At 65.4% G+C, this 25,139-nt stretch carries 19 protein-coding genes and 2 pseudogenes; 16 read left to right on the forward strand and 5 right to left on the reverse strand.

Features of this window, described 5'->3' with window-relative positions:
* Positions 1–56 precede the first annotated feature (56 nt).
* From hemB to WIN67_RS12000, 4 genes are all read left to right on the forward strand, one after another.
* Positions 57–1,031, forward strand: coding sequence for a porphobilinogen synthase (gene hemB / locus WIN67_RS11985; protein ID WP_016962997.1), 975 nt, complete (start codon positions 57–59; stop codon positions 1,029–1,031).
* 111 nt (positions 1,032–1,142) lie between these two features.
* A complete protein-coding gene (locus WIN67_RS11990) occupies positions 1,143–1,664 on the forward strand; it encodes a sigma-70 family RNA polymerase sigma factor (RefSeq protein ID WP_102864158.1) in 522 nt (173 codons plus the stop codon).
* Positions 1,661–2,632, forward strand: coding sequence for a FecR domain-containing protein (locus tag WIN67_RS11995; RefSeq protein ID WP_339071324.1), 972 nt, complete (start codon positions 1,661–1,663; stop codon positions 2,630–2,632). The genes WIN67_RS11990 and WIN67_RS11995 overlap by 4 nt, the downstream gene beginning before the upstream one ends.
* A gap of 103 nt (positions 2,633–2,735) precedes the next feature.
* On the forward strand, positions 2,736–5,210 hold the full coding sequence (locus WIN67_RS12000; RefSeq protein WP_339071325.1) for a TonB-dependent siderophore receptor: 2,475 nt from the start codon (positions 2,736–2,738) through the stop codon (positions 5,208–5,210).
* A gap of 41 nt (positions 5,211–5,251) precedes the next feature.
* Here the strand turns inward: WIN67_RS12000 and WIN67_RS12005 are convergent, their stop codons facing one another.
* Both WIN67_RS12005 and WIN67_RS12010 read right to left on the reverse strand, forming a co-directional pair.
* The gene (locus tag WIN67_RS12005; protein ID WP_339071326.1) at positions 5,252–6,802 is read right to left on the reverse strand and encodes an FAD-dependent oxidoreductase; all 1,551 of its coding nucleotides are present in this window, start codon (positions 6,800–6,802) and stop codon (positions 5,252–5,254) included.
* A 63-nt stretch (positions 6,803–6,865) separates the two neighbouring features.
* A complete protein-coding gene (locus WIN67_RS12010) occupies positions 6,866–7,480 on the reverse strand; it encodes a LysE family translocator (protein WP_016962992.1) in 615 nt (204 codons plus the stop codon).
* A 476-nt stretch (positions 7,481–7,956) separates the two neighbouring features.
* On the opposite strand from WIN67_RS12010, the gene WIN67_RS12015 reads away from it, so the two are divergent.
* Positions 7,957–9,048, forward strand: a complete 1,092-nt coding sequence (locus WIN67_RS12015; RefSeq protein WP_339071327.1) for a DUF1615 domain-containing protein — start codon at positions 7,957–7,959, stop codon at positions 9,046–9,048.
* Between the two features lie 108 nt (positions 9,049–9,156).
* On the opposite strand, the gene WIN67_RS12020 is transcribed toward WIN67_RS12015, so the two are convergent.
* A complete protein-coding gene (locus WIN67_RS12020; RefSeq protein WP_339071328.1) occupies positions 9,157–9,954 on the reverse strand; it encodes a DUF4349 domain-containing protein in 798 nt (265 codons plus the stop codon).
* 197 nt (positions 9,955–10,151) lie between these two features.
* Here WIN67_RS12020 and WIN67_RS12025 point away from each other — a divergent pair, with 197 nt between their 5' ends.
* The gene (locus tag WIN67_RS12025; RefSeq protein WP_339071329.1) at positions 10,152–10,571 is read left to right on the forward strand and encodes a PaaI family thioesterase; all 420 of its coding nucleotides are present in this window, start codon (positions 10,152–10,154) and stop codon (positions 10,569–10,571) included.
* Positions 10,572–11,011: 440 nt separating this feature from the next.
* Here the strand turns inward: WIN67_RS12025 and rtcR are convergent, their stop codons facing one another.
* Positions 11,012–12,604: an RNA repair transcriptional activator RtcR gene (gene rtcR / locus WIN67_RS12030; protein WP_339071330.1), complete on the reverse strand. Its 1,593-nt coding sequence runs from the start codon at positions 12,602–12,604 to the stop codon at positions 11,012–11,014.
* A gap of 204 nt (positions 12,605–12,808) precedes the next feature.
* Here rtcR and WIN67_RS12035 point away from each other — a divergent pair, with 204 nt between their 5' ends.
* The 10 genes and pseudogenes from WIN67_RS12035 to WIN67_RS31105 form a co-directional block, all read left to right on the forward strand.
* Complete coding sequence (locus WIN67_RS12035; protein WP_339071331.1) at positions 12,809–14,359, forward strand: RNA-binding protein; 1,551 nt, start codon at positions 12,809–12,811, stop codon at positions 14,357–14,359.
* Between the two features lie 754 nt (positions 14,360–15,113).
* Positions 15,114–16,340, forward strand: a complete 1,227-nt coding sequence (locus WIN67_RS12040) for an RtcB family protein (RefSeq protein ID WP_060838629.1) — start codon at positions 15,114–15,116, stop codon at positions 16,338–16,340.
* Positions 16,341–16,344: 4 nt separating this feature from the next.
* Positions 16,345–17,688: a PBS lyase gene (locus WIN67_RS12045; protein ID WP_110595921.1), complete on the forward strand. Its 1,344-nt coding sequence runs from the start codon at positions 16,345–16,347 to the stop codon at positions 17,686–17,688.
* 19 nt (positions 17,689–17,707) lie between these two features.
* On the forward strand, positions 17,708–18,352 hold the full coding sequence (locus tag WIN67_RS12050; protein ID WP_339071332.1) for a hypothetical protein: 645 nt from the start codon (positions 17,708–17,710) through the stop codon (positions 18,350–18,352).
* 16 nt (positions 18,353–18,368) lie between these two features.
* Positions 18,369–19,157 (forward strand): nucleotidyltransferase domain-containing protein, encoded by a 789-nt coding sequence (locus WIN67_RS12055; RefSeq protein ID WP_339071333.1) that lies wholly within the window; start codon positions 18,369–18,371, stop codon positions 19,155–19,157.
* 8 nt (positions 19,158–19,165) lie between these two features.
* Positions 19,166–20,194 carry an RNA 3'-terminal phosphate cyclase gene (rtcA, locus tag WIN67_RS12060; RefSeq protein ID WP_339071334.1) on the forward strand — a complete coding sequence of 343 codons (1,029 nt, stop codon included), beginning with the start codon at positions 19,166–19,168 and terminating at the stop codon, positions 20,192–20,194.
* Positions 20,195–20,501: 307 nt separating this feature from the next.
* A complete protein-coding gene (locus WIN67_RS12065) occupies positions 20,502–21,620 on the forward strand; it encodes a site-2 protease family protein (protein WP_110595918.1) in 1,119 nt (372 codons plus the stop codon).
* 205 nt (positions 21,621–21,825) lie between these two features.
* On the forward strand, positions 21,826–22,119 hold the full coding sequence (locus WIN67_RS12070; protein WP_102864173.1) for a DUF3144 domain-containing protein: 294 nt from the start codon (positions 21,826–21,828) through the stop codon (positions 22,117–22,119).
* A gap of 718 nt (positions 22,120–22,837) precedes the next feature.
* Positions 22,838–23,473 (forward strand): annotated as a pseudogene (locus WIN67_RS31100) (cache domain-containing protein); the annotation flags it as partial.
* Positions 23,474–24,061: 588 nt separating this feature from the next.
* A pseudogene (locus tag WIN67_RS31105) lies at positions 24,062–24,595 on the forward strand (methyl-accepting chemotaxis protein); the annotation flags it as partial.
* Positions 24,596–24,666: 71 nt separating this feature from the next.
* Here the strand turns inward: WIN67_RS31105 and WIN67_RS12080 are convergent.
* A complete protein-coding gene (locus WIN67_RS12080) occupies positions 24,667–25,122 on the reverse strand; it encodes a hypothetical protein (protein ID WP_123392989.1) in 456 nt (151 codons plus the stop codon).
* Positions 25,123–25,139 lie beyond the last annotated feature (17 nt).

Here is a 25,139-nt window from a genome sequence, read left to right on the forward strand (position 1 = left end):
TTCTGCCTTTTTTCGCCATCGCTCGTGTTGTTTCGCGCTCAGCCTTAGGAAAAATCATGTCCAGCCAGTTCCCAGAAGCCCGTCCCCGTCGCCTGCGTCGCTCCGAACAACTGCGCAGTCTGTTCCAGGAAACCGAATTCACCCTCAACGACCTGGTGCTGCCGATTTTCGTCGAGGAGGAAATCGACGATTTCGTGCCGATCAAGAGCATGCCCGGGGTGATGCGCATTCCCGAATCCAAGCTGGCCGGGGAGATCGAGCGCTACGCCCGCGCCGGGATCAAGTCGGTGATGACCTTCGGTGTGTCGCACCACCTGGACTGTGACGGCAGCGATACCTGGAAGGAAAACGGCCTGGTGTCGCGCATGTCGCGCATTGCCAAGGACGCGGTGCCGGAAATGATCGTGATGTCCGACACCTGCTTCTGCGAATACACCGAGCACGGCCACTGTGGCGTGATGCACGGCCATGAAGTGGACAACGACCAGACCCTGATCAACCTCGGCAAGCAGGCGGTGGCTGCGGCCCGTGCCGGTGCCGACGTGATCGCGCCGTCGGCGGCCATGGACGGTCAGGTCCAGGCCATCCGCCGGGCTCTGGACGCCGCCGGGTTCACCCAGACGCCGATCATGGCCTATTCCACCAAGTTCGCTTCGGCGCTCTACGGCCCGTTCCGCGAGGCCGGCGGCAGCGCGCTCAAGGGCGACCGCAAGAGCTACCAGATGAACCCCATGAACCGTCGCGAAGCGGTGCGCGAGTCCTTGCTGGACGAGCAGGAAGGCGCCGATTCGCTGATGGTCAAGCCCGCCGGGGCCTACCTCGACATCATCCGCGACATCCGCGAGGCCTCGCGCCTGCCGGTGGCGGCGTATCAGGTCAGCGGCGAGTACGCGATGATCAAGTTCGGCGCCCAGGCCGGGGCCATCGACGAGCAGCGCGTCGTGCGTGAGAGCCTGGGTTCGATCAAGCGCGCTGGTGCTGACCTGATCTTCACCTACTTCGCCATGGACCTGGCCCTGGCCGGGATCTGACCAGGCCCCCGCCGTACCGCCACGAACGTCGTCCGGCGTTCGTGGCTCTTGCCAAGACTTCCGCCCCTACATGACAATGCGATTCATTATCAAATATGAATCCTTATTGTCATGCCCGCCGACGACTTATCCCTGCGCAGTGCCGTCACCGATCTGTACACCCATCACCACGGCTGGCTGCAGGGCTGGTTGCGCCAGCGCCTGGGCAACACCTTCGATGCTGCCGATCTGGCCCAGGACACCTTCGTGCGGGTGCTCAAGGCGCGCAATGCCCTGGAGATCCGCGAGCCGCGGCCCTACCTGTCGCGCATCGCCAATGGCTTGCTGATCGATCTGTTTCGCCGCCGCTCCCTGGAGCAGGCGTACCTGGAGGCCCTGGCGCTGGTGCCCGAGGGCGAGCAGCCGTCGCCGGAGGAGCAGAACCTGATGCTCCAGGCACTGTTGGAAGTCGACCGGCTGCTGGACGGCCTGGGGGCCAGGGTCAAGCAGGCTTTCCTGCTGTCCCAGTGCGATGGCCTGACCTACGAGCAGATCGCCGAACGCCTGCAGATCTCGGTGCGCAGCGTCAACAACTACATGGCCAAGGCCATGGAGCATTGCTGCCTGATGCAGATGCGGATGCAGCTGTCATGAGTTTTGCCAACCTGCAACTGAGCGTGAGTGAGCGCCAGGCCATCAGCGGCGCGGCGCGCTGGTATGCGCAGTTGCGCTCCGGCACCGCCAGCGAACAGGAACAGGCGGCCTGGCGCGAATGGCTGGCCGCCGACCCCTTGCATCGCCAGGCCTGGGAACGCATGCAGCAACTGGGCGAGCAGATGTCGGCCCTGCCTGGCGGTCTGGCCGGTTCCACCTTGCGCGGGGCCGGGCGCTCGCGCCGCGAGCTGATGCGCAACCTGGTGGTGCTGGCTTCGGCCGGCTCCCTCGGCTGGTTGGGTTGGCGCAGCGACAGCGCCCAGCAATTGCTGGCGGACTATCGAACCCAGGTCGGCGAGCGCCGCGAAGTGCGCCTGGCGGACGGCAGTGCATTGCTGCTCAACACCGACACCTCGGTGAATGTGGCTTTCGACGGTCAGCAGCGCCGGTTGCAGTTGCTCTGGGGCGAGATGCTGGTGAGCACCGGCATCGATGCGCTGCACAGGCCATTGCGGGTCATCACGCGCCACGGTGAGGTCCAGGCCCAGGGCGCGCGTTTCGTGTTGCGCAGCGACGAACGTGAGGATCAGGTGGCGGTGCTGGAGCAGGGCGTGCAGGTCAGCCTGGGTAACGGGGCGCTGGTGCGTCGGGTCGAAGCCGGGCAGCAACTGGCCTTCAACACCCGGAGTTTCGCCGCGTTGCAACCCAACGACGCTTCAGTAGGCGCCTGGCGCCAGGGCAGCATCATCGCCCTCGACCGACCCTTGGGGGACTTGCTGGCGGACCTTTCGCGCTACCGCCGCGGAGTGGTGCAGTGCGATCCGCAGATTGCCGGACTGAAAGTCTCCGGGGCCTTTCCCATTGATGACACCGATCGCGCCCTGGCGGCGCTTGAGAGCGGTTTCTCGCTGCGCATCGAGCGCTACACCCGCTATTGGGTGCGGGTGTCCCACCGCCGCCTCGGCTGAAACCAAACGGTAAAAATAATTATTCCGGTCTTTGCACTTTTGCTCACTCTGATCCGGCTCATCCCCCAGTGGATTCATTTTCAAGATCGGGGGAAGGCAAAGCATGTCTGAAGTTCACAAGTCGAAGTTGGCCCAGGCCATCAAGGTCGGGCTCTGGGGCGCGCTGGCGGTGTATGGCGCGGCGCTGCTGCCGTTGACCGCGGTGGCGGCCAGCGAACAGACGGCGGTGCGCCGCTTCGATATCGCGGCGGGTGATCTCACTGAGGTGCTGAGCCGTTACGCCAGTGCCGCCGGGGCGGCCATCTCCTTCGATGCCCGGCAGACCGCCGGCTTGCGTTCGGCGGGGCTCCAGGGGGATTACGGGGTACAGGAAGGCTTTACCCGGATTCTCGCCGGCAGCGGCTGGCAAGCCGAGCCGCAGAGCAACGGCAGCTATGTGCTGCGCCCCGTGCCCCAGGGCAGCGGCGCTCTGGAGCTGGGCACCACCCAGGTGCAGGGCCAGGAGCTGGGGGCCACCACCGAGTATTCCGGTTCCTACACCACCGGTGCGGTCACCATCGGCAAGGGCCAGCACTCGCTGAAGGAAACCCCGCAGTCGGTGACCGTGATCACCCGCAAGATGCTCGATGACCAGAACCTCAACACCATCGACCAAGTGATGGAAAAGACCCCGGGCATCACCCTCTACGACTCGCCCATGGGCGGCAAGTATTTCTACTCCCGGGGCTTTCGCATGACCGGCCAGTACCAGTACGACGGCGTGCCCCTGGACATGGGCAACAGCTACGTGCAGGCCGACAGCTTCAGCAGCGACATGGCCTTCTATGACCGGGTGGAGATCCTGCGCGGCGCCGCCGGCATGCTCAAGGGCGCGGGCGGCACCGCCGGTTCGGTGAACTTCGTGCGCAAGCGTGGCCAGGCCACGCCCCACACCCAGCTGATGATGTCCGCCGGCAGCTGGGACAACTACCGGGCCCAGGTGGACACCGGCGGGCCGTTGAACGATGCCGGCACCGTTCGTGGCCGGGCGGTGGTGACCCAGCAGACCCGGCAGTACTTCTACGACCTGGGGGAGCGCAAGGATCAGGTCTACTACGGCGCCCTGGATTTCGACCTCAGTGACGACACCACCCTGGGCCTGGGCATGGCCTATGAAGACGTTGACTCGCGCCCGTGCTGGGGCGGCCTGCCGCGCTACAGCGACGGCAGCGACCTCAAGCTCGGCCGTTCCACCTGCCTGAACACCGCCTGGAACAACTCGCGCAGCAAGCGCGCGACCTATTTCGCCGACCTCAAGCAACAGCTCAACGATGACTGGGCGCTGAAGGTGGCCGGGGTCTACAGCCGCAACACCCAGGACATCGAGTACGCCTTCCCCAGCGGTTCGGTGCCGGTGGGTGCCAGCCGCTCCAGCACCCTGATGCTGGGCAGCACCTATGACTACGACCAGGTGGACTACGGCTTCGATGCCTATGTCGACGGCCACTTCCAGGCCTTTGGCCAGGAGCACGAACTGACTTTCGGCGCCAACGCCAGCCGTTCGATCAAGGACGACTTCTACGCCGTGGCCGGCTTGCCGCAGCGGCAGAACGTGCTGGACCCCGATCACCACCTGCCCAAGCCCGATGACAGCTACTACGAAAGCAATTCCACCCGGGGCGGCCCCAGTGATCTGCGCATCCAGCAGCAAGGGCTGTATTCCACCCTGCGCCTGAAACTCGCCGACCCGCTGACCCTGGTCATGGGCAGCCGGGTCAGTTGGTACAAGTCGCAGAACGATGCCGTGGCCTACTGGCGCGACACCCGCACCCCCAGCAGTGCCCGTTCCAAGGAAACCGGCGAGGTCACGCCGTTCGCCGGGGTGCTGTACGACCTCAACGACAACCTCACGGCCTATGCCAGCTACTCCAGCATCTTCACCCCCCAGGGCAGCTATCGGACCCTGGACGGCGCCTCCCTCAAGCCGCTGGTGGGCAAGAGCTATGAGCTGGGGATCAAGGGCGAGTGGTTCGACGGCCGCCTGAACAGCGCCTTCAGCCTGTTCCGCACCCTTCAGGAAGATGCGCAGCAGGACGACCCGGCCTGCCCGGACAGCACCTGCTCGTTGAACTCGGGCAAGGTCCGCGCCCAGGGCTTTGAAGCCGAAGTCAGCGGTGAGGTGATCGAACGCCTGCAACTGCTGGCCGGCTACACCTACACCCAGACCAAGACCCTGGAGGATGCCGACAGCAGCAAGAACGGCCAGTCGTTCAATTCCTACGTACCGCGGCACCTGCTACGGGTGTGGGGCGACTACCAGCTGGGCGGTGCCCTGGAACGCTTCACCGTGGGGGCTGGGGTCAACGCCCAGAGCGACAACTACCGGGTCTCGCCCATCAGCGGCAATCACATCAGCCAGGCCGGCTATGCGATCTGGAACGGCCGGATCGGCTATCGCATCGACGACACCTGGTCCCTGGCGCTCAACGGCAACAACCTGCTGGACAAGCGTTACTACACCACCGTCGGCACCGAAGGCTTCGGCAACTTCTACGGCGATCCGCGCAACTTCACCCTGTCGGTCAAGGCTGACTTCTAAGCCCGGCCCCGGCCCCGGCTGCGCAGTGCGTCGAGCGCGGATCAGCGCGGTTTGAGGGCGGCCGGGCTGTTCTGCGGGGAGATCTCGCGTTCGCGGAAATAACGCTCCAGCACCCGCGGATCGGCCGAACGTTCGGCCAGGGCCACGTAGGTGTCCGGGCGCAGCAGGTACAGGGCGTTGCGCGCCAGCCCCGCGCGGGCGTGGGCCGAGCACCAGTCGAAGACCCGCAACGGCACCCGGTGTTCGGCGCACCAGTCCTGCACCGCGTTGCTGGTGACGCCGTAGACATGCACCTGCCAGCCCAGGTACTCCAGGCTGTCGAAGTTGTCGTGCTCGCCGTCCCTGACCCAGGGCAGGCGGTCGCCGCCGTGCACCGGGCCGACGCCGCCGGCACTCAGGGGCATGCCCCGGTAGTTGAGGGTGATCTGCGATACGGTGCGAAAGAGAAACTCCCGGGCACTGTCAAAGGCGGCGATCTTCGGCAGCAGCAGGGGGGCCAGGCGGGTGCGTACCAGGTAGGCGACCGGGCCGTCGGCGGTGGCGAAGCTGAACACCCGGTCGGTGGTGGCCACCAGGCGCCGGGCAAACTCCATGCGTTCGATTTCATAGCTGTCCAGCAGGCTTTCGGCGCTCTTGCCGCTGAGCACCGCCGCCAGTTTCCAGGCCAGATTGATGGCGTCGCCGATCCCGGTGTTCATGCCCTGGCCGCCGGCGGGGCTGTGGACGTGGGCGGCATCCCCCAGGAGAAACACCCGTCCCTGGCGAAACTGCTCGGCCACCCGGTGGTGCACCTTGTAAGTGGAGAACCAGTTGACTTGGGTGACGTTGACCTTGAGCTGATGCATGGCGCGCTGGCTGACGTCTTCGAAACGCAGGTTTTCCGGGTGCTCGGCGCGCTCGTCGCGCACGGTGCCGATCAGCCGCGCGCGGCCGCTGTGGGCCAGGGGAAACACCGCGAGAAAGTCGGCATCGTCCAGGTCCACGTGCAATTGGCCGTCGATGCTCGGGCCGTCGGCCTCGACATCGGCGACGTAGAACACCTGTTGGTAGGTGCCGCCGGGAAAACCAGTGCCCAGGGTCTTGCGCACCGTGGAGCGGGCGCCGTCGCAGCCGGCCAGGTAGAAGGCCTGGCAGTGTTCCTCGCGGCCGTCGGGGCCACGCAGGCGAGCGTTGATCAGGTGGCCGTGATCGGTGAAGGCCAGCAGCTCGGTGTCGCGTTCGACGCGCACGCCCAGCCGTTCCAGGCGTTCGATCAGCAGTTGCTCGTGCTCGTCCTGGGGAAAGATCTGCAGGAAGGGGTAGGGCGTCAGGTCTTCGCCGATGGCGTTGAACGGCAGTTGCGCGGCCCGCTCGCCGCGGACCCAGAGGTTGACCGCCGGCACGTGGTGGCCGCGCTCGACGATGGCCTGGGTCAGGTCCAGCTGGCGGTAAAGCTCCAGGGTCCGGGCCTGGACCGCCAGGGCCCGGGAGGTGGTGCCCGGGCCCAGGGTCTTGTCGATGATCCGTACCTTGACCCCCTGCTGGCGCAGCCAGAGCGCCAGCACCAGGCCGGTGGGGCCGGCGCCGATGATCAGTACGTCGCTGCAGTTCATGTGTTTGCCCTCGCTAAGAGATCAACGTTATGCATCTGACTGCGGGCGGCGCCTGCCGCGGGGTCAACGCTGGGCGAAGGCCAGGTTCAGGCCCAGTCCCGCGAAGCTTGCGGCAAAGCTGCGGCGCAACCAGTTCTGGACTTTGGGCGACTCGATCACCGCGGTACGGAACAGATTGGCCAGCAGGCCGTAGAGCACGAACACGAAGAAAGTCATGGCCATGAACACGCCGCTCAAGAGCAGCATCTGCGGGATCGGATCGCTACCGTCATGGGCGATGAACTGGGGCAGGAAGGCCAGGAAGAAAATGGTCAGCTTGGGGTTGAGGATGTTCAGCAGGCAGGCCTTGAGCATCAGCGCGCCGGCGCCGTGGCTCACCGTGTTGCTGTCCACGGCAAAGGCCGAGCGATCACGCCAGGTGGCATAGGCCAGGTACAACAGGTAGGCGACCCCGGCGAACTTCAGGCCCTGGAAGGCCAGGGCGCTGGTGTGCAGGATCGCCGACAGACCGAGGATCGAGGCCAGCAGGTGGGGGACGATCCCGGCGGTGCAGCCGATGGCGGTGAACAGGCTGGCGCGCTTGCCGGCCACCAGGGCGGTGGAAATGGTCAGGATCACGCCGCTGCCGGGAATCAGCACGACAATCAGGCTGGTAAGCAGAAAATCCAGGGTCAACATCCGGGTGTCACTCCATTGAGGGCGGGGTCATCAAAGTACACCCAGCCACACCGCCAATAGAAGGATTTTAGCCTGTAGCCGCTGCTGAGCCTGCGAAGCTGCGCGAAGGTCCGCAGGACCTTGCCTGGCGATCGCCAGCCAAACCTCTATCGATCTTGAGAACCCTGCGTCCCTACGGGCCGTTCGCAGCCTGCGGCAGCGGCTACACAAATCCCGGATCGGCATTGGCCCTGTAGCCGCTGCTGAGCCTGCGAAGCTGCGCGAAGGTCCGCAGGACCTTGCCTGGCGATCTCCCGCCTAACCTCAATCGGCCTTGAGAACGTCGCATCCTTGCGACGGAGTGCCGCCCAAGCCGTTCGCAGCCTGCGGCAGCGGCTACAGGGGCGTGGCGGGAACAGCGCTTGCATTCTTTGGTCGAACGCCCCATGCCGCTGCTTTACTTGCACGGCCCTCGTCCAGCCATCTTGCGGAGTCCCATGATTTTCCACCGTCTTCTCAGTTGCTGCCTGGGCCTGTCGCTGCTGGCCGGTTGCGCCAGCTCGCGCGGCCCCCAGGCGCCGGTGCTGACCCCGGAGCAGATCCAGGCGCGCATCCTGCGCCTGCTGCCGGCCCAGGTCAGCGATCGCCCGGGCTGGGCCCGGGATATCCAGGTGGCCTTCAGCGCCCAGGGCCTTGAGCCGAGCCAGAGCAACCTGTGCGCGGTGCTGGCGGTGACCGAACAGGAATCCACCTTCAAGGTCGATCCGACAGTGCCGGGCCTGGGGCGCATTGCCCGGGAGGAAATCGACCGCCGCGCGGCCAAGGTGCATGTGCCGGCGCTGCTGGTCAGTGCCGCCCTGCAAGTGCGCGGCTCGGACGGCCAGTCCTACAGCCAGCGTCTGGCCAAGGCCCGCAGCGAGAAGGAACTGAGTGCGATCTTCGATGACTTCATCGGCATGGTGCCCCTGGGCAAGACCCTGTTCGGTGGCTTCAATCCAGTGCACACCGGCGGGCCGATGCAGGTCAGCATTGAATTCGCCCAGCAGCAGGCCCAGGGTTATCCGTACCCGGTGCAGGACTCGATCCGCCATGAAGTCTTCAGTCGCCGTGGTGGCATGTACTTCGGCATCGCCCACCTTTTGGGTTATCCGGTGGACTACCCGCAGCCGCTGTATCGCTTCGCCGACTTCAACGCCGGCTGGTACGCCAGCCGCAATGCGGCTTTCCAGGCCGCGGTGAGCCGCCTCAGCGGGATCAAGCTGGCCCTGGATGGCGACCTGATCCGCTATGACTCGCTCCTGCCCGGCAGCACCGAACTGGCGGTGCGCACCCTGGGCAAGCAGCTGGGGCTGCGCAACCCGCAGATTCGCGCCCAGCTGGAAAAGGGTGACAGCCAGGCCTTTGCACAGACCGAGCTGTACCGCCAGGTATTTGCCCTGGCCGACCGCGCGGCGGGCCGACCCGTGCCGCGCCAGCAACTGCCGGGCATCGAACTCAAGAGCCCGAAGATCACCCGCCAACTGACCACCGCCTGGTTCGCCAAACGCGTGGATGAACGCTACCAGCGCTGCCTGCAAAGGCCGCTGTAACCCCAAGGGCCTGCCCGTTGTAGGCGCTGGCTTGCCAGCGAAGACGCCCGCCAGGGCGATGCAAGGCTTGCGGTCCTGTTCGCCGGCAAGCCGGCTCCTACGGCGGGGTCAGGGGCGACGGCGGACGAACTTGCGCCACAGCCACACCCACAGCATCGCGAGAGGGAAGGCCAGGATCACGAAAGGCAGGGCATAGCTGCCTTTCTCCAGGGCTTCGGCTGTGCCGTCGGACAGGTTGTCCTGCAGGTTGCTGAAGGCGCGCTTGAGACTTGAACCGCGTTCGGCGCCGTTGCTGGGCAGGAAGTTCAGAGTCAGGCGGTTGGTGTCCAGGCGACGCTGTTGTCCGGCAGCTGTCTGGGCCAGTGCTTGCAGGTCATTCTCGATGCCCGCTTGCTCCTTGCTCAGGGCGATCAGGTCGCTGACGCTGATGTCCTTGCGCGCCGCCAGTTCATCCAGGCGCTGTTGCTGGGCCTTGAGTCGCTGTTGCTGGCGTTGCACATCGGCCACGGCATCGGCCAGGTCTTCGGCGCTGGTGATGCGCTCACCCAGTTCGGCCCCTTGAGACGCCTGCTGGACGATGGGCTCGACCCCCTCCGGAACGATTCGCAGCACCACCCGGGCGCGGTACGGGCCTTGCTCCAGGAGCAAGATGTTGCAGGGGCCGAACTGGGCTTTTTCGCAGGCTTCACGGGTTTGTGTCAGGTGCGGGCCGATTTGCTCGGCAGGCAGGGACAGGGTCAGTTCGTGCTCGTAGGCCAGCAGGGCGCCGGCCTTGCCCTGGGCCCCACCGAGGGCCACCGCAGAGCTGTTGTGATCACTGGGGGAACAGGCGCTGAGGGCCAGGGCGCCGAAGAAGACAAAGGCCAGTCGGCGGCGGATGGCAGGGTGATCGTCCTGATGCTGCATGGAGGCTCCTTGAGTACTTGAAATTGCGGCTAGTGCGCAGGTGCGCATCTTACTGCTGTTCCCAGGATCACCACGATCACGGCGCAACTTATTTTCGCCAATTTGCCTGGCTGATGCTCATAGGCATCGTGGTCAATCAGGGCTACACCTGTCGCCCTGTGCAACCCTCTGTCACCCAGCGGTTCAAGGAGAGCCTCATGAGCCAATCGGACATCCCCCAGGGCTTCAGTCCCTTGCCCCGCAGCAGCCCGCTGCTGGAGTTGATCGGCCCGGTCTATGGTCGCGGCAGTGGCCGCGAGCTGTGCCTGGGTCTGCGTGCCGATGCCCGCCACGCCAATGGCCGGGGCACGGTGCATGGCGGCATCATCGCCACCCTGGCGGACGTCGGCATGGGCTACGCCATGGCGTTTTCCAGCGATCCACCGCTGCCGCTGATCACCGCCAGCATGACCCTCGACTACCTGGGGGCGGTGCAGGTAGGGGATTGGATCGAGGTGCGCCTGGAGCATGCCAAGCGCGGTCGGCAGATAGCCTTTGCCACGGTGCTGCTGCGGGTCGGCGAGCGTGAAGTGGCGCGGGCCAGTGGCGTCTTCGCCGTCCCAACTGCAGCCCTGTAGCCGCTGCTGAGCCTGCGAAGCTGCGCGAAGGTCCGCAGGACCTTGCTTGGCGATTGCCAGCCAAACCTCTATCTATCCTGAGAACCCTGCGTCCCTACGGGCCGTGCGCAGCCTGCGGCAGCGGCTACACAAATCCCGGATCGGCATTGGCCCTGTAGCCGCTGCTGAGCCTGCGAAGCTGCGCGAAGGTCCGCAGGACCTTGCTTGGCGATCGCCAGCCAAACCTCTATCGATCTTGAGAACCCTGCGTCCCTGCGGGCCGTGCGCAGCCTGCGGCAGCGGCTACACAAATCCCGGATCGGCATTGGCCCTCTAGCCGCTGCTGAGCCTGCGAAGCTGCGCGAAGGTCCGCAGGACCTTGCTTGGCGATTGCCAGCCAAACCTCTATCGATCTTGAGAACCCTGCGTCCCTGCGGGCCGTGCGCAGCCTGCGGCAGCGGCTACAGTTGCTTCCAGTCCAGGCCGAAGCGCGCCAGGTATTTGCGCAGGCGGTCGGCGTCGTTGGGGTTGGCCTTGCCCAGGCGTGACACGCCGAACAGCCGGCGCCCGGCGTCCGACAGGCTGTCGGCGCGACGGCATTCGGCAATCACCGCCTTGAGCTGCAGGCGGTCGAACAGGTCCAGCTCTACCTCGTCGCCCAACAGTTGCTGCAGTTCATCCTCGGCATTTTCCAGGCCCCAGGCGTGGCGCAGGCGCTGGATTTCCTCTTCGACCTGGGCCTGGTCGATGCGTCCGCTGTCGGCCAGGGTGGCCATGCGGGTGATGGAGGCCGACAGCTCGCGGAAGTTGCCCAGCCACGCCGCTTCGCTGGAGCTGGCAAAGGCCAGGTAGCGGCGCCGTGCTTCCAGGTTGAAACGCACCAGTTGCCCTTGCTCCCGGGCGTGGCGTTCCAGCTCGAAATCGATGTTCGGCTCGATGTCCTCGCGGCGTCCCGCCAGCCCCGGCAGGTTGAAGGTCCAGAGGTTGATCCGCGCATACAGGTCTTCGCGGAACAGGCCCTGGGCCACCCGGCCGCGCAGGTCGCGGTGGGTGCCGGCGATGATCAGGAAGTCACTCTCCACTTCCTGGTCCGCGCCCATGGGGAAGAAGCGTTTTTCCTCGATGGCCTTGAGCAGCATCGCCTGTTCGTCCAGTCCCAGTTCGCCGATCTCATCAAGAAACAGCATGCCGCTGTGGGCCGCCCGCAGCAGGCCCTCGCGGGCGTTCTGGGCGCCGGTGAAGGCGCCCTTGATATGGCCGAACAGCGCCGACATGGCGCCGTCACCGCGCAGGGTGGCGCAGTTGACCTCGACAAAGCGTCCCTGCACCTGGTGCCGGCCGCGCTTGAGTTCATAGATGCGCCGGGCCAGGAACGACTTGCCGGCACCGGTGGGGCCGATCAGCAGCATCGGCGCCTTGGAACGCACCGCGACCCGCTCGATCTGCTCGATGGAGCGGTTGAACGCCGGGTTGCGGGTGGCGATCCCGGACTTGAGGAAGGCCAGGCCCTCCAGGCGCTTGTGGGCAAAACGCGAGGCGATGCGGTCGTAGCGCGACAGGTCGAGGTCGATCAGGGCGTGGGTGCCGGTGGCGTGCTGGTCGGGGTCGCGGCGCCGCGCCGGCGAGGTCTGGATCAGTCGGGCAGGGAGGTAGCGCGCCTCGGTCAGCAGGAACCAGCAGATCTGCGCGACGTGGGTGCCGGTGGTGATGTGCACCAGGTAGTCCTCGCGCTCGGTGTCGAACGGGTAGGCGCTGGTGAAGTCGTGCAGGGCGGCGTACACCTCCTCGAAATCCCAGGGATTCTTCAGGCCCATGGGGTGCAGGCGCACTTCGGTTTCCGGCGACACCTGGCGCACATCGTTGGCCACCCGTTCGGCCAGGCTGATATCCCGGGCGTCGAGGCCGTGGAGCAATTCCAGGCGGTTGATCAGCACATCCTGCTGCTGGCACAGGCCGACCGTGGGGCGCCAATGGCTCCAGCGGTTGGCACCCTTGCCGACGCGATCGAGGGTGGAACCGACAAAACCGATGGCGACCGTGGACTTGCTCGACATGTTTATACCTGAAGATAAAAAGCGATAAGTAAAGATATAAAATTATCGATGTGTTTGTCTTGTCGAATGCCAAGTGAAAAATCGATTAAAAATAAAATCGTTATAAATCAATGGCTTGAAAAATAATTTTCTGAAAAATCAAAACCTGGCACAGCGGCTGCAATGTATCTGGCAACGAACGAGACAACAGAGCGAGACGCCAAGATGGCCAACTTCCAGCTGTTCAACACCCAACAGGCAAAAGCGCCAGTGAGCACCACCCTGAACGCTTCCAAGGCCGGGGCTTATGCCTACAACGCCAAGCATCGCCTGGCCCAGCTGGCGGTCACCGGTTGCCTGAACTCGACCTTCTACACCTCGCCTGAAGGTCAACTGGACGCGGTGCTGCAACTGGTGAGCGAGCTGGACAGCCGCTTCGTCGCCCAGGCCGCCCGTTACGCTCGGCAGCAAGGCCATATGAAGGACATGCCGGCGCTGCTGCTGGCGGCGCTGACCGCACAACGCTCGGTCCTGGTACCGGAGCTGTTCGCCCAGGTGGTGGACAACGGCAAGATGCTGCGCAACTTCGTGCAGATCCTGCGCAGCGGCGTGACCGGGCGCAAATCCCTGGGGTCGCAGCCCAAGCGCCTGGTGCAGAACTGGTTGAACAGCGCCAGCGAGCGTCAGCTGTTGCAGGCCTCGATCGGCACCAAGCCGTCCCTGGCGGACGTGGTGAAGATGGTTCATCCCAAGCCAAGCGAAGCCTGGCGCGAAGCCTTCTTCGCCTGGGTGATCGGTAAGCCGGTGGATGTGCAAGCGCTGCCTGAGCTGACCCGGGACCTGCTGGCGTTTCGCAGTGGTGCGACAACTCAGGTGCCGCAGGTGCCGTTCCAGTTGCTCGGCAACGAAACACTGAGTGCTGAACAATGGGCGGCACAGGCCCGCAACATGGGCTGGCAGGGGCTGCGCATGAACCTCAACACCCTGGCCCGCCACGGCGCGTTCCAGGTGCCGGGTTGCAGCGAGTACGTGGCGGCGCGGATGGCGGATGCGGGGGAGGTGGTCAAGGCCCGGGTCTACCCGTACCAGTTGCTGGCGGCCTACCGCATGGCTGGCGAGGACGTACCGCAAGCGGTCCGCGAGGCGCTGCAGGATGCCCTGGAGCTGTCCCTGGCCAACGTGCCGGCGCTGGCGGGCAACGTGGTGGTCTGCCCGGATGTCTCGGGCTCGATGCACAGCCCGGTTACCGGCTATCGCCAGGGCGCCACCACCGCGGTGCGTTGCATCGATGTGGCGGCCCTGGTGGCGGCAGCGGTGTTGCGCAAGCAGCCGGCGGCGCGGGTCATGCCGTTCGAGCGGGGGGTGGTGAACATCCACCTCAACCCGCGGGACAGCGTGATGAGCAATGCGCAAAAGCTGGCGAACATCGGCGGAGGCGGGACCAACTGCTCGGCGCCCCTGGCCCAACTGGCCAACGCCAAGAGCCGCGTGGACACCCTGATCCTGGTCTCGGACAACGAGTCGTGGATCGATGCGCGGCGCCACGGCGCTACGGAAACCATGCGCCAGTGGGAGCGGATCCGGGCCATCAACCCGCAGGCGAAGCTGGTGTGCATCGACATGCAACCCGGCGCCACGACCCAGGCGCCAGACCGCGAGGACATCCTCAACGTCGGCGGCTTCAGTGATGCGGTGTTCGATGTGATCGAGCAGTTCACCGCAGGCAACTACGGTGCGCAGCACTGGGTCAAGGCAATCGAGGCGATGGCGCTCTGATCGCTGGAACATGAGATAAACCGTGCGCCGGCCAGCCGGCGCACACCACAGATTTTTTGATCATTGGCCCTGAATGCCGCTGTGACTACATCCAAAGGCGTCTCAGCAAATTTTGTCAGGGCCGGTGAGGGCACGAATGCCAGTGGCTGTACATCCTGGTTAAGCCGGTTCGAATCCGGCCATCAGTCACTACTTTTGTCGTGCCACCTTTTTTGCAGTTTTTGCGACGAATGCGGATGGAACTACATCCCAGGTTCGGGATGCGGGTTCGATTCCCGCCGGTGCTGGAAAACGGCGCCGTGGTTCAATGGTCAGAACACGAACGCATTGTTCCATCGACTCTTGTCGTCGCATCTTTTCCCCCGCCTCGGCGGGATGGCAGTGAATGCCACGGGTACTACATGGTGTCGCGGGTTCGAACCCCGCCAGCCGCAAGGCTGTAGCTCAGTCGGTAGAGCAAATGTGCCTGTTCCCTTGTCGCTGCCCGCAGGCCCGGCCTGCACCGATTGACCCGGCGAATGCCGGTGGAACTACAGGACAGCGAGGTCGCGGGTTCGAGTCCCGCTCACTAGCTCAGAGGCAGAGCGCGCTGCATGTTCCACCTTCACTGGTCGCCGTCTGTACCGAACACCGCAACTCCGTAGGAGCTGGCTTGCCAGCGAAGAGGCCCTTGAGATCGTCTTCTGCGACTCGGCTCCTACACAATCTATTGAACAAGGCCGAATCAGCGGCCACAGGAAAAAGAGTCAACGACATGGAACACAAAACCTACCAACTGCTGGAAGTGGCCAACGGCAAGCCGATCAAGATGTGGACCCAGGGCGTGCCGGTGGAAAACGAAGCGCGCCAGCAATTGATGAACACCGCGAAGATGCCGTTCATCTTCAAGCACCTGGCCGTGATGCCCGACGTGCACCTGGGTAAAGGTTCGACCATCGGTAGCGTGATCCCCACCGTAGGCGCGATCATTCCGGCGGCGGTCGGGGTGGATATCGGTTGCGGAATGATCGCTGCCCGTACCTCGCTGACCGCCTCCGACCTGCCGGATAACCTGGCCGGGTTGCGTAGCGCCATCGAGGCCGCGGTGCCTCACGGTCGTACTTCGCCCCGTAGCGGTCGCGATAAGGGCGCCTGGGGTGATGTGCCGCAGCAGACCGATCAGGCCTGGGCTGCGCTGCACCCACGCTTCAAGGCGATCACCGATAAGTACCCGGCCCTGGCCAACAGCAACAACCGCCAGCACCTGGGAACCCTCGGCGGCGGTAACCACTTCATCGAGGTCTGCCTGGATGAAGCCAACCGGGTCTGGTTCATGCTCCACAGCGGTTCCCGTGGCGTCGGTAACGCCATCGGCAACCTGTTCATTCACTTGGCACAGGCCGATATGCGTCAACATATCGCCAACCTGCCGGACCGCGACCTGGCCTACTTCGAGGAAGGCAGCCAGCACTTCGACGATTACGTGGAAGCCGTGGCCTGGGCCCAGGATTTCGCCCGGCAGAACCGTGAGCTGATGATGCAACTGGTGATCCAGGCCACCCGCAAGGTGATCAGCAAGCCCTTCGAAGTGGCGCTGGAGGCAGTGAACTGTCACCACAACTACGTGCAGAAGGAGCGCCACTTCGGTGAGGAGGTGCTGGTGACCCGCAAGGGCGCGGTGTCGGCGAAGAAGGGCGAGCTGGGGATCATTCCGGGGTCGATGGGGGCCAAGAGCTTCATCGTTCGCGGGCTGGGTAACGAGGAGGCGTTCTGCTCCTGCAGCCACGGTGCCGGGCGTACCATGAGCCGCACCAAGGCCAAGAACACCTTCACCCTGGCCGACCAGATCCGCGCGACCGCCCATGTGGAGTGCCGTAAGGACGAAGCGGTGATCGACGAAATCCCGATGGCCTACAAGGACATCGACCAAGTGATGCACGCCCAGCGCGAGCTGGTGGAAGTGCTGCACACCCTGCGTCAGGTGGTGTGCGTTAAGGGGTAGAACAATGGACGACATGGACGCCTTGATAGCGGCGCCGCCCGGCTGGCATTACCAGCTGAGCGACTACGAAGCCCGCCGCGTGCGGGAGGTGATGGACGAATTGGATCGGCACAGTGCCTGGCTGGAACTGAGCCGCTTTGGCAACGGTTTCGTGCGTCAGGCCGCCGTGCGCGGCCTGGCCGCACAGCCTTCGGCCGAGGCCCTGGCGGCCTTGCTGGAGCGCCTCAACGATTGGGTGCCCCAGGTACGCCAGGAGGCTGCCGCGGCGGTCGAGGGGTATCTGGCACCAGAGCGCGCCGAGCTGCTGTTGCAGAGCCTGAAACCGCTGCTGGCCCTGGCCGGCAAACAGCGCGCCGACCACGGCGCGACCCTGGAACGGGCGCGCTCGGTGTTGCAGTTGGCCCAGGTACGCAAAGAAGTTGAAGACGCCTTTGGTGATTGCCGGGGCAAGGCCGCGCGCTTTGTCTTCGAGCTGTTGCTCGAAGGGGCGCAGGATCGGGCAGCGCTGCTGGCTCGGGCTCTGCGCCACAGTGAGGTCAGTGTGCGGCAGATGGCGGTGGATGCCTGCGCCGAACTGCCGGCCGCGCAGGCCGTGCCCCTGCTGGAAGAGGTGATGCACAGCTGCGGGGCCAGTGTGCGGGTCAAGGCGCTGCGCTTGCTGCTGCCGTTGCTGGCCGATCCTCGCGAGTATCTGAGTCAGGCATTGCTGGACCCTTCGGGGGCCTTGCGTTGCCTGGCCCATTGGGCCGCGCCCCGTCACGGGCTGGACCCGCGCGAGGTGTTGCTGCAACGGCTGCAACAACCGGCACCACGGAACAAGCGTGCTTGGCTGGGCCTGTTGGGGCTGGTCAAGGAACTGCAGGAACCCATGGCCGACGCCATGGTGCGACAGGCCCTGGCCTCGCCGGCGCCGAGTGTGCGCCTGCTGGCCCTGCAGACCCTGGGCGAGCGTGGCATGGCCGAGCAACTGGCGGCCCTGGACGACGCCTCGGACAAAGTCTTCAACTGCGCCCTGGGCCTGTTGCACGAGCAACCCTGGGCGGTGTTCGACGAGGTCCTGGAGCAGCGTCTGGACCAGCACTGGCACGACCTGCCGAAGGCGCGGCGCTGGGCCCTGCTGGCTCTCAAGCCGGGCTGGCGCCAGTTGGAATACCTGCTGTGGCGCCTGGGGCAGGGCGGCAGCGAGGCCGCCTATTGGCGTGAGACTCTGGCGCGCTGGTGCGATAGCCGCTACGGGATGTTCGATCCGGTCACCCCCAAGCCGCTGCGCGAAGCCATGTTGCAGCGTGTGCAGGCGATGGAGGCAGCCGGTGAATTGCCCGCAGGTTCAGCCAAGCGCCTGCTTTGAAAAATGGAGAGAGCCTTTTATGCAGCCGCGGCCACTGTTGACCCGGATGGAAGATGAACACTGCCGCGCGCTGCGCCAGCAACTGAAGGATGTGTACTGCGTCTTCGATTTTGTGGTGCTGGCGGTCGAGCCCGAGGCTGAGGTGGATCAAGCCCTGCATCGCCAGGGCTTGCAGCACCTGTACCTGCAACTCATGGCCGAGCGCCGCGAGCGCTGGGAAATACTGCGCCAGGACCCGCGCTATGCCGACGTCGGCCTGACGTCGATGCGCTGGGAGCAGGAGCGGGCGGTGCCTGAGGCGCTCGGCCAAGAACAGGTCCGGCAGCTGGTCTGCGAAAATTTGGAGCCGCAGGAGTGGGCCTTGTTCCAGGCGTTTTACGACCCGCCGTATGGGACGCAGTTCCCCGGCGGCATCGAGCAGGCCCGGCAGGCGTTCGGCCACTGGTTGCAGGTGTTGGGGCTCGACCCCGCCGAGGGGCCGCATGTCATCAACTGGGTAGGCAACCTGGAACTGGACTTTCTGGCGCCGGACATGGGCCCGCACCTGCTGCCCTGGAGTGACTATTTCGACGAAGGCCTGGAGTGGTGGGGCGTCTGGTGCCTGACGGTGTGGAACCCCGTGCGCCGGACCCTGAGTGTGCTGGCTGCCAGCACCACCGATTGAACAAGGAAAAAGGATCATGAAACACCTGGAGCACCATCCCCTGAGCAGCGCCATGCGCGAACGGGTATTGGCCGAGCTGGCGCGGATCGAGCGCGAGCGCAATGTGCAGGTGCTGTACGCCTGCGAATCCGGCAGTCGGGCCTGGGGCTTTGCCTCCACCGACAGTGATTACGACGTGCGTTTCGTCTATGTGGAAAAGCCCGAATGGTTCATCCAGGTGGATGCCGGGCGCGATGTGATCGAGCGGCCCCTGGATGACGAGCTGGACATCAGCGGCTGGGAACTGCGCAAGACCCTAGGGCTGTTGCGCAAGTCCAACCCGACCCTGCTGGAATGGCTGGACTCGCCCCTGGTGTATCGCAGCGAACCGACCGCCGCCGCGCGCCTGCGGGAGCTGGCGGAGGCGTTCTACAGCCCGCCGGCAGCGCGCAATCATTATCTGTCGATGGCCAAGAAGAACTTTCGCGGTTACCTGCAAGGCGACAGCGTGCGTTTCAAGAAGTACTTCTACGTGCTGCGGCCGTTGCTGGCGGTGCGCTGGATCGATCAAGGACGTGGCCGACCGCCGATGACCTTTGCCGATCTGCTGACCACCGTCGACCATCAGCCACTGCTGGACGAAGTGGCTGAGCTGCTGGTTTTGAAACGCTGCGCCGACGAGTCCGCCTACGGACCGCGGCGCCAGGCACTGCACGCCTTTATCGCCGCCGAGCTGGAACGCCCGGTGCCGAAACTGGCGCGTACCCATGAAGACAACGCGTTGCTGGACGCTTACCTGCGGGAAACCGTCCGGCACTACGCCTGAGGAATGAGATGAAACAGGATGTCATCGAACTGGACGGCGCCATCGGCGGCGGCCAGGTACTGCGCAGCGCCTTGAGCTTGTCGATGCTCAGCGGCAAGACCCTGCGTATCCATAATATTCGTGCCCGGCGCAGCCGCCCGGGGCTGCTGCGTCAGCACCTGACGGCGGTGCAGGCCGCGGCCCAGGTGTGTGGCGCCAAGACCTCGGGGGTCGAACTCGGCTCTCAGGCCCTGACCTTCGAACCGGGGCCGATCCGTGGCGGCGACTACCGCTTTGCCATCGGCACTGCGGGCAGCTGCACCCTGGTGCTGCAGACCCTGCTGCCGGCCTTGTTGCATGCGCCGCAGCCCAGCCGTGTGAGCATCAGCGGCGGCACCCACAACCCCCTGGCGCCGCCGGTGGATTTCCTCCAGCAGGCCTGGTTGCCGTTGCTGCGGCGCATGGGCGGGCGGGTGGAACTGCAATTGCTGCGCCACGGTTTCGTCCCGGCCGGCGGTGGCGAGCTGGAGGCCTTTGTCCAACCGTCGGTGCTGCAGCCCCTGCACCTGCAAGAGCGTGGCGCACTGCTGGGCAGCCGGGCCTGGGCGCTGAGCGCGGGCCTGCCCGAGCATGTGGCGGAGCGCGAGTTGCGCCGGGTGCACAATCGCCTGGAACTGCCGCGCGAGCACCTCACCCCGGTGCAGCTGGATGAACAATACGGCCCGGGCAATGTGCTGTTGCTGGAGTTCGCCTTCGAGCACCTGACCGAGCTGTTCAGCGGATTCGGCCAGAACAGCCTGCGGGCGGAAAAGGTCGCCGACGTTGCTATCGATCAGGCCCGCGCCTGGTTGGATTCCGGCGCGGCGGTGGCCGAGTACCTGGCCGATCAACTGCTGCTGCCCATGGCCCTGGCCGGTGGCGGCAGCTTCACCACGCCGTGCATGACCGAGCATCTGGAGAGCAATATCCGGGTGATCGAAGCGTTCCTGCCGGTGCGCATCGAGTCGCGTTCGCTGGGCGCGCACCTGTTGCGGATGGAGTGCCACGGCCTGGGATGACAGCCCGGGGCGCGAGGCCCTGGCGCGGCTCAACCCGCTGTTGCAGATGGCCACCCTGACGGCCGTATCCTCAGCGACAGCGCGGCGATCCTGATCCGCTTCGGCCCGGAGTGTCCCGACTCCGGGCTGCTGCCTGAAGCGCCGTCGGCCTGCGCATCTGCACAGGCGCTGGCTTGCTGGCGGCCCCCATCTTCTGCAGTAGGCGGGGTGAGGGCGACAGGTTGAAGCGGCAGTTGAGTGTGTACCGGAGAAACTGGCAGTCTGCGCGCCCGCGCTGGTGTCGGTTTTTCTCACAAGGATGTACCCAATGGATGGCAATACCTGGCTCAAGGCCTTGAACGCACTGCTGACGCTTCTGCAACGCCTGGTGTTGCTCAGTGGCTGGTTTATCGCCGCGCTGATACTGGGGTTCACCATCAAGTCCGGGTTGCAGCCCTTTCTGGCGATGTTCCTGGCGTCGCTGCTGGGGGTGGTCGCGCTGGTGGTGCATGAGGGCGGGCATTACCTGGGGGCACGCGGGTGCGCCATGCCGGTGTTGCAGGTGCGGGTGGCCGCGGTGGAAATCCAGGTGCAGCGGCGCGGCTGGCGGTTGCGCTGGGCGCCGCAGCTCAAGCGCAATCGCCTGGGCGGTTATGTGATTGCCGTGAGCAATCTGCAACGCCCGCTGCGGCGGCAGTGGATGGTGGTGGTCCTCTGCGGGCCGCTGCTGAACCTGCTGCTGGGCGCCGCTGCCCTGGGGCTCGGGCTGTCCTGGTCCGGGGTGCCCGGGGCCATGGCCCTGGCGTTCGCCGCGATCAATCTGGCCATGGGCCTGGGGAACCTGATGCCGGCCTGGCGGGTGTCGCCCAGCGACGGCATGCTCCTGCTGGGCTGGTTTATGCATCGCGACGATCAACGCCCGGAGCTGGCCCAGGCGCGCCTGCTGGCCCAGACCGTGGCCGGGGTGCCCAGCGCGGAGTTGCCGGAGGAAGATCTGCAGCGTTTGGCCGAAGGCGCCATGCCCGGGCCGTTGCTCGCTTTCGGCTGTCGCCTCAATGCCCTGCAGGATCAGGGCGACTGGCCGGCCGCGGTGCAGATGGAACAGGCGCTGGAACAGCTGCTGGTGGCCCGGGCGACGGAGCTGAACGGCATGAGTGGCCTGATCGAATTGTTGCGTAGCGAATTGGCCTTCTGCCGCGCTTTTGTGCAGCGTGACGTCGCCCCCTTGAACAGCCCCCCGATGAGCGCCGAAGTGGATTGGAACGCACCCTGGCTGCGACCGCGCTGCCTGGCCTTGCAAGCCTTCCTGGAGGGCGACCGGCAGCAGGGCGAGCGTCATCTGCAGCAGGCGCTGCAAGCGGCCAATAACAGCGTGGTGCTGGCCCAGGGCAAGAGCGAAGCGCTGCTGGCCGAATACCTGCGGGCGTTGCCGGCACCAGGCCGCTAAGGCCCCGGCCCACGGCATCGAACAGGCCGTTGTGCTGGCGCGGGCTTGCCTGCGAAGGTTTGCCGCTGGGGGACCAAGGTCTGTGCAGCGTCCAGCCGGTTTCCGGGGTGATGGGGGAGTGGGCGGGGTGAAAATAATCGGTTCGCGGTGGCAAACCTCTTATACTCCTGCGCCTTATTTTCCCAGCCAGCCAGAGGAACGCCCCGTGGCCAACGAACCGGATCAGGATTTCTACAACCGCGCCGATGCCATCATCGAGTTGACCAACTCCCACATCGCCGACAGCAGCCGGGGCAAGGCCAGCGCTTCGCTGATGTACGCCAACGCGCGCTTCAGCGCCTGGGTCAGCGCCTGCGGCTGCCGTAATGCCGAGGAACTGGCGGCGTCCAAGCAGCAGGCGGTGGACTATTTCCTTGAGGAGTTCCGCCTGATGCTGGAGGAGAACCTCACTGACTACGTCGAGAACTACTCGCGCTACATGAACGCCAATCCGGATTGAAAACAGTCGACGCGGTCTTGCCTGGGCCGCTTTCGTGAGACTGTCGGGCAGTCGCTTGCTGCCCTGCTGCAACCCGTGCACTTATCGCCTCGGGTTGCATGTCGCGGATGGGCGAGACCGGGCTCCAGTTGTCCAAGGACGGGATCGACCGGTTCAGCCAGTTCATGCTGGTTCTGGAAGGTTGATGCCCGGGTGATTGGGTAGCTCCCTGGCGCTGGCCGGGGCAAGGCGGTGACGGTCATTCGCAGCTGCGAGCATTCGTCCACCGATTGAACCCGTGGTGCAGGGCCGGACACACTCTGTCGAGCGCGAGTGCTGCCATCAGCGCCGTTGCCGAGCCGGTCGCGGGAATTCATACACACATTCTGGTCACACAAAACGTGATCGGCGTCACTCTTTTCTCAAGTGATCCATGACCCTGGTCGATAAGCTCTGCATGCCTATTGATACGGAGTTCGTCATGGCCTTGCTACCGGTTCGTCTGTCTCATCGTTTGACCCTCGGCAGTGTGCTGCTGTTGCTGTTCACGGCGTTGGCGGTGTTCGCCGTGATGACCTTGCGGGGGCAGCCCAGAGTGGTGGCGGCGAGCTCGGCCCTGATTGAACAGACCGGCAGTGCCATCGTCCGGCAACTGGCCTTGCAGTTGGCCGGGATCGAAGGGGTGACGGCCAGCATGGCCCATCTGGTGGAAGGGCTGCCCAAGGAGCAGGCGCTGGTGATGGCCACCTTGCCCAAGCTGATCGACCACGAAGGCGACAAGGCGATCGCCGGGGGCGGCATCTGGCCGGAACCCAATGCCTTCACTGCCGGGGTCGAGCGCCGCAGCTTCTTCTGGGCGCGCAGCGATGCCGGGCCCCTGGCGTTCTCCGATGACTACAACGCTGCCGGCAGCGCCGGCTATCACCATGAAGCCTGGTACACCGGCGCGCGCAACAGTGCGCCGGGGCGTTGCCTGTGGTCCGAGGCCTACCAGGACCCGGTGACCCAGGTGCCGATGACCACGTGCAGCGTGCCCTATCGTCAGGACGGCGCCTTCGCCGGGGTCGCCACCATCGACCTGCGCCTGGATGACTTGGCGCGTTTCCTCAAGGAACAGGGCGCGGTCACCGGCGGTTATGCCTTTGCCCTGGATCAGGCCGGCAATGTCTTGTATTTCCCTGATGCCCAGGCCGGTGGCGGTGGGCAGATGCTCAGCTTCGACGCCTTGAGCAAGCAGCAGCCCTGGCTGCATCCGGTGGCCGAGGCCCTGGCCAAGGCGGCGCCTGCCGGGCAGGTGCGCAGCCTGGATCTGGCAGAGGATGGCCGGCTGCAGGAAGCGGCGCGGGTCAGCCTGTTCAGCATGCCCGGCAGTGGCTGGACCATCGGCCTGGTGACCCCCGAGCAGAAGGTCACCGGCCTGGCTCGGGCCATGACCACCGAGATCCTGCTGTTCCTGCTGCCGTTGCTGGCGCTGCTGTTGTTCTTCGCCTGGCTGGCCGGGCACAAGCTGATTGCCCAACTGGAGGAAACCACCCAGCAGATCGATGCCCTGGGCCGCGGTCAGGCCACGGACAACGCCGAGCTGCACGTGGCCCGGGCCGATGAGATCGGCGCCTTGCGCGGTGCGGTTAACCGCTATGCCGGGCAACTGCGGCAGATGCTGCACAAGATCGCCAGCGAAGCCCAGCAGTTGCAGAACGAAGCCGCGCGCCTGGGTGAGCTCAGCAGCACCCTGGCCCAGCGCGCTGAGCAGCAACGCCAGGAAAACACCCAGTTGGCCACGGCCATTACCCAGATGTCCTCCAGTGCTCTTGAAGTGGCGCAGAACACCAACAACTGCGCCGACACCGCCCGCCAATCCCTGGTGGTGGTGCAGGACGGCCAGCAGCGGGTCGCGGCCAACAGTCAGTCGATCCAGCAGCTGTCCACGGAGATGGCCGAGGCCACTGCGGTGATCCAGCGCCTGGAACAGGACAGCCAGCAGGTCGGCGCGGTGCTGGATGTGATCAAGGCCATCTCCGAGCAGACCAACCTGCTGGCGCTCAACGCCGCCATCGAGGCCGCTCGGGCCGGGGAGCAAGGCCGCGGCTTTGCCGTGGTGGCGGATGAAGTACGGACCCTGGCCGGCCGCACTCAGACCTCGGCCAACGAGATCAGCGGCATGATCAGCGATTTGCAGCAGGCGTCACGTCAGGCGGTCCAGGCGATTCAGGCCGGTGAGGCGCGGACCCGTGAAGCCGTGGGCGAGGCCTCCGGCGCGTCGCAGGCACTGTCGAGCACCGTCACCAGCTTCGACGATATTTCCCAGCGCGCGCAGCAGATTGCCGTGGCGGCGCAGCAGCAGAGCCATGTGACCCAGGAGATCAACGAACTGGCGGTGCGCATCCACGGCATCAGCGAGGACAACGCCCGGGACGCCCAGGCCCTGGACAAGGTCAGCGAGGCCATGCAGGCCCTGTCCGGGCGCTTGTCGAACCTCAGCCAGGGCCACAGCTGAGGCATTGCCTGCCCGGGCCGTCAGTGGTCCGGGCGGGTTTCACTCCCCCGGGCCGCAGTCGCCGGCCCGTTTCAGACCTGGCTGGACATCATCAGCTTGAGGTTCAGCAACAGCCCCAACGACACCCAGCCGACCCCCAGCAGGCCATTGATCAGTGGCTTGCCGGGAGCCACGCGCGTGGCCAGGAAACGGGCGATGGCGGCGCCGATCAGCGCGCCGGGAAAGTCCAACAGGTAGAACAGCCAGCCCATGGAGTCCTCCGGGGAGCTGATCCACAGGCTGAACAGCTGCAGGTGCGCGGCCAGGGCCAGGGCCACTCCGGTGAACAGCGCCGGCGTGGGCCGGGTGCACAGCAGCAGGCCGAGGATCAGCCCCTGGGGCAGCCAGTAGGCGGCAAAGTTTTCCCAGAAATACTCCATCGGTTGCCCGGCCCGGACGATTGCCAGGGACAGCCCCCAGAGGAGCGCGACGATGGCGGGTAGGTACTTGAGGCGGGCAACGGGTACAGCGAGTGAGGGTGAGGGCATTGCAGGGTCTCGAGGAT

The organism is Pseudomonas idahonensis (genome assembly GCF_037903935.1).
GTDB lineage: Bacteria > Pseudomonadota > Gammaproteobacteria > Pseudomonadales > Pseudomonadaceae > Aquipseudomonas > Aquipseudomonas danubii.

Coding starts and splice junctions, on each gene's coding strand:
- WIN67_RS12015 (WP_339071327.1), top strand. CDS start 7,957: ATGATTTTCCACCGTCTTCTCAGTTGCTGCCTGGGCCTGTCGCTGCTG.
- WIN67_RS12005 (WP_339071326.1), bottom strand. CDS start 6,802: ATGAACTGCAGCGACGTACTGATCATCGGCGCCGGCCCCACCGGCCTG.
- WIN67_RS12065 (WP_110595918.1), top strand. CDS start 20,502: ATGGATGGCAATACCTGGCTCAAGGCCTTGAACGCACTGCTGACGCTT.
- WIN67_RS12050 (WP_339071332.1), top strand. CDS start 17,708: ATGCAGCCGCGGCCACTGTTGACCCGGATGGAAGATGAACACTGCCGC.
- WIN67_RS11990 (WP_102864158.1), top strand. CDS start 1,143: ATGCCCGCCGACGACTTATCCCTGCGCAGTGCCGTCACCGATCTGTAC.
- rtcR (WP_339071330.1), bottom strand. CDS start 12,604: ATGTCGAGCAAGTCCACGGTCGCCATCGGTTTTGTCGGTTCCACCCTC.
- WIN67_RS11995 (WP_339071324.1), top strand. CDS start 1,661: ATGAGTTTTGCCAACCTGCAACTGAGCGTGAGTGAGCGCCAGGCCATC.
- WIN67_RS12045 (WP_110595921.1), top strand. CDS start 16,345: ATGGACGACATGGACGCCTTGATAGCGGCGCCGCCCGGCTGGCATTAC.
- hemB (WP_016962997.1), top strand. CDS start 57: ATGTCCAGCCAGTTCCCAGAAGCCCGTCCCCGTCGCCTGCGTCGCTCC.
- WIN67_RS12000 (WP_339071325.1), top strand. CDS start 2,736: ATGTCTGAAGTTCACAAGTCGAAGTTGGCCCAGGCCATCAAGGTCGGG.
- WIN67_RS12080 (WP_123392989.1), bottom strand. CDS start 25,122: ATGCCCTCACCCTCACTCGCTGTACCCGTTGCCCGCCTCAAGTACCTA.
- WIN67_RS12010 (WP_016962992.1), bottom strand. CDS start 7,480: ATGTTGACCCTGGATTTTCTGCTTACCAGCCTGATTGTCGTGCTGATT.
- WIN67_RS12040 (WP_060838629.1), top strand. CDS start 15,114: ATGGAACACAAAACCTACCAACTGCTGGAAGTGGCCAACGGCAAGCCG.
- rtcA (WP_339071334.1), top strand. CDS start 19,166: ATGAAACAGGATGTCATCGAACTGGACGGCGCCATCGGCGGCGGCCAG.
- WIN67_RS12025 (WP_339071329.1), top strand. CDS start 10,152: ATGAGCCAATCGGACATCCCCCAGGGCTTCAGTCCCTTGCCCCGCAGC.
- WIN67_RS12055 (WP_339071333.1), top strand. CDS start 18,369: ATGAAACACCTGGAGCACCATCCCCTGAGCAGCGCCATGCGCGAACGG.
- WIN67_RS12035 (WP_339071331.1), top strand. CDS start 12,809: ATGGCCAACTTCCAGCTGTTCAACACCCAACAGGCAAAAGCGCCAGTG.
- WIN67_RS12020 (WP_339071328.1), bottom strand. CDS start 9,954: ATGCAGCATCAGGACGATCACCCTGCCATCCGCCGCCGACTGGCCTTT.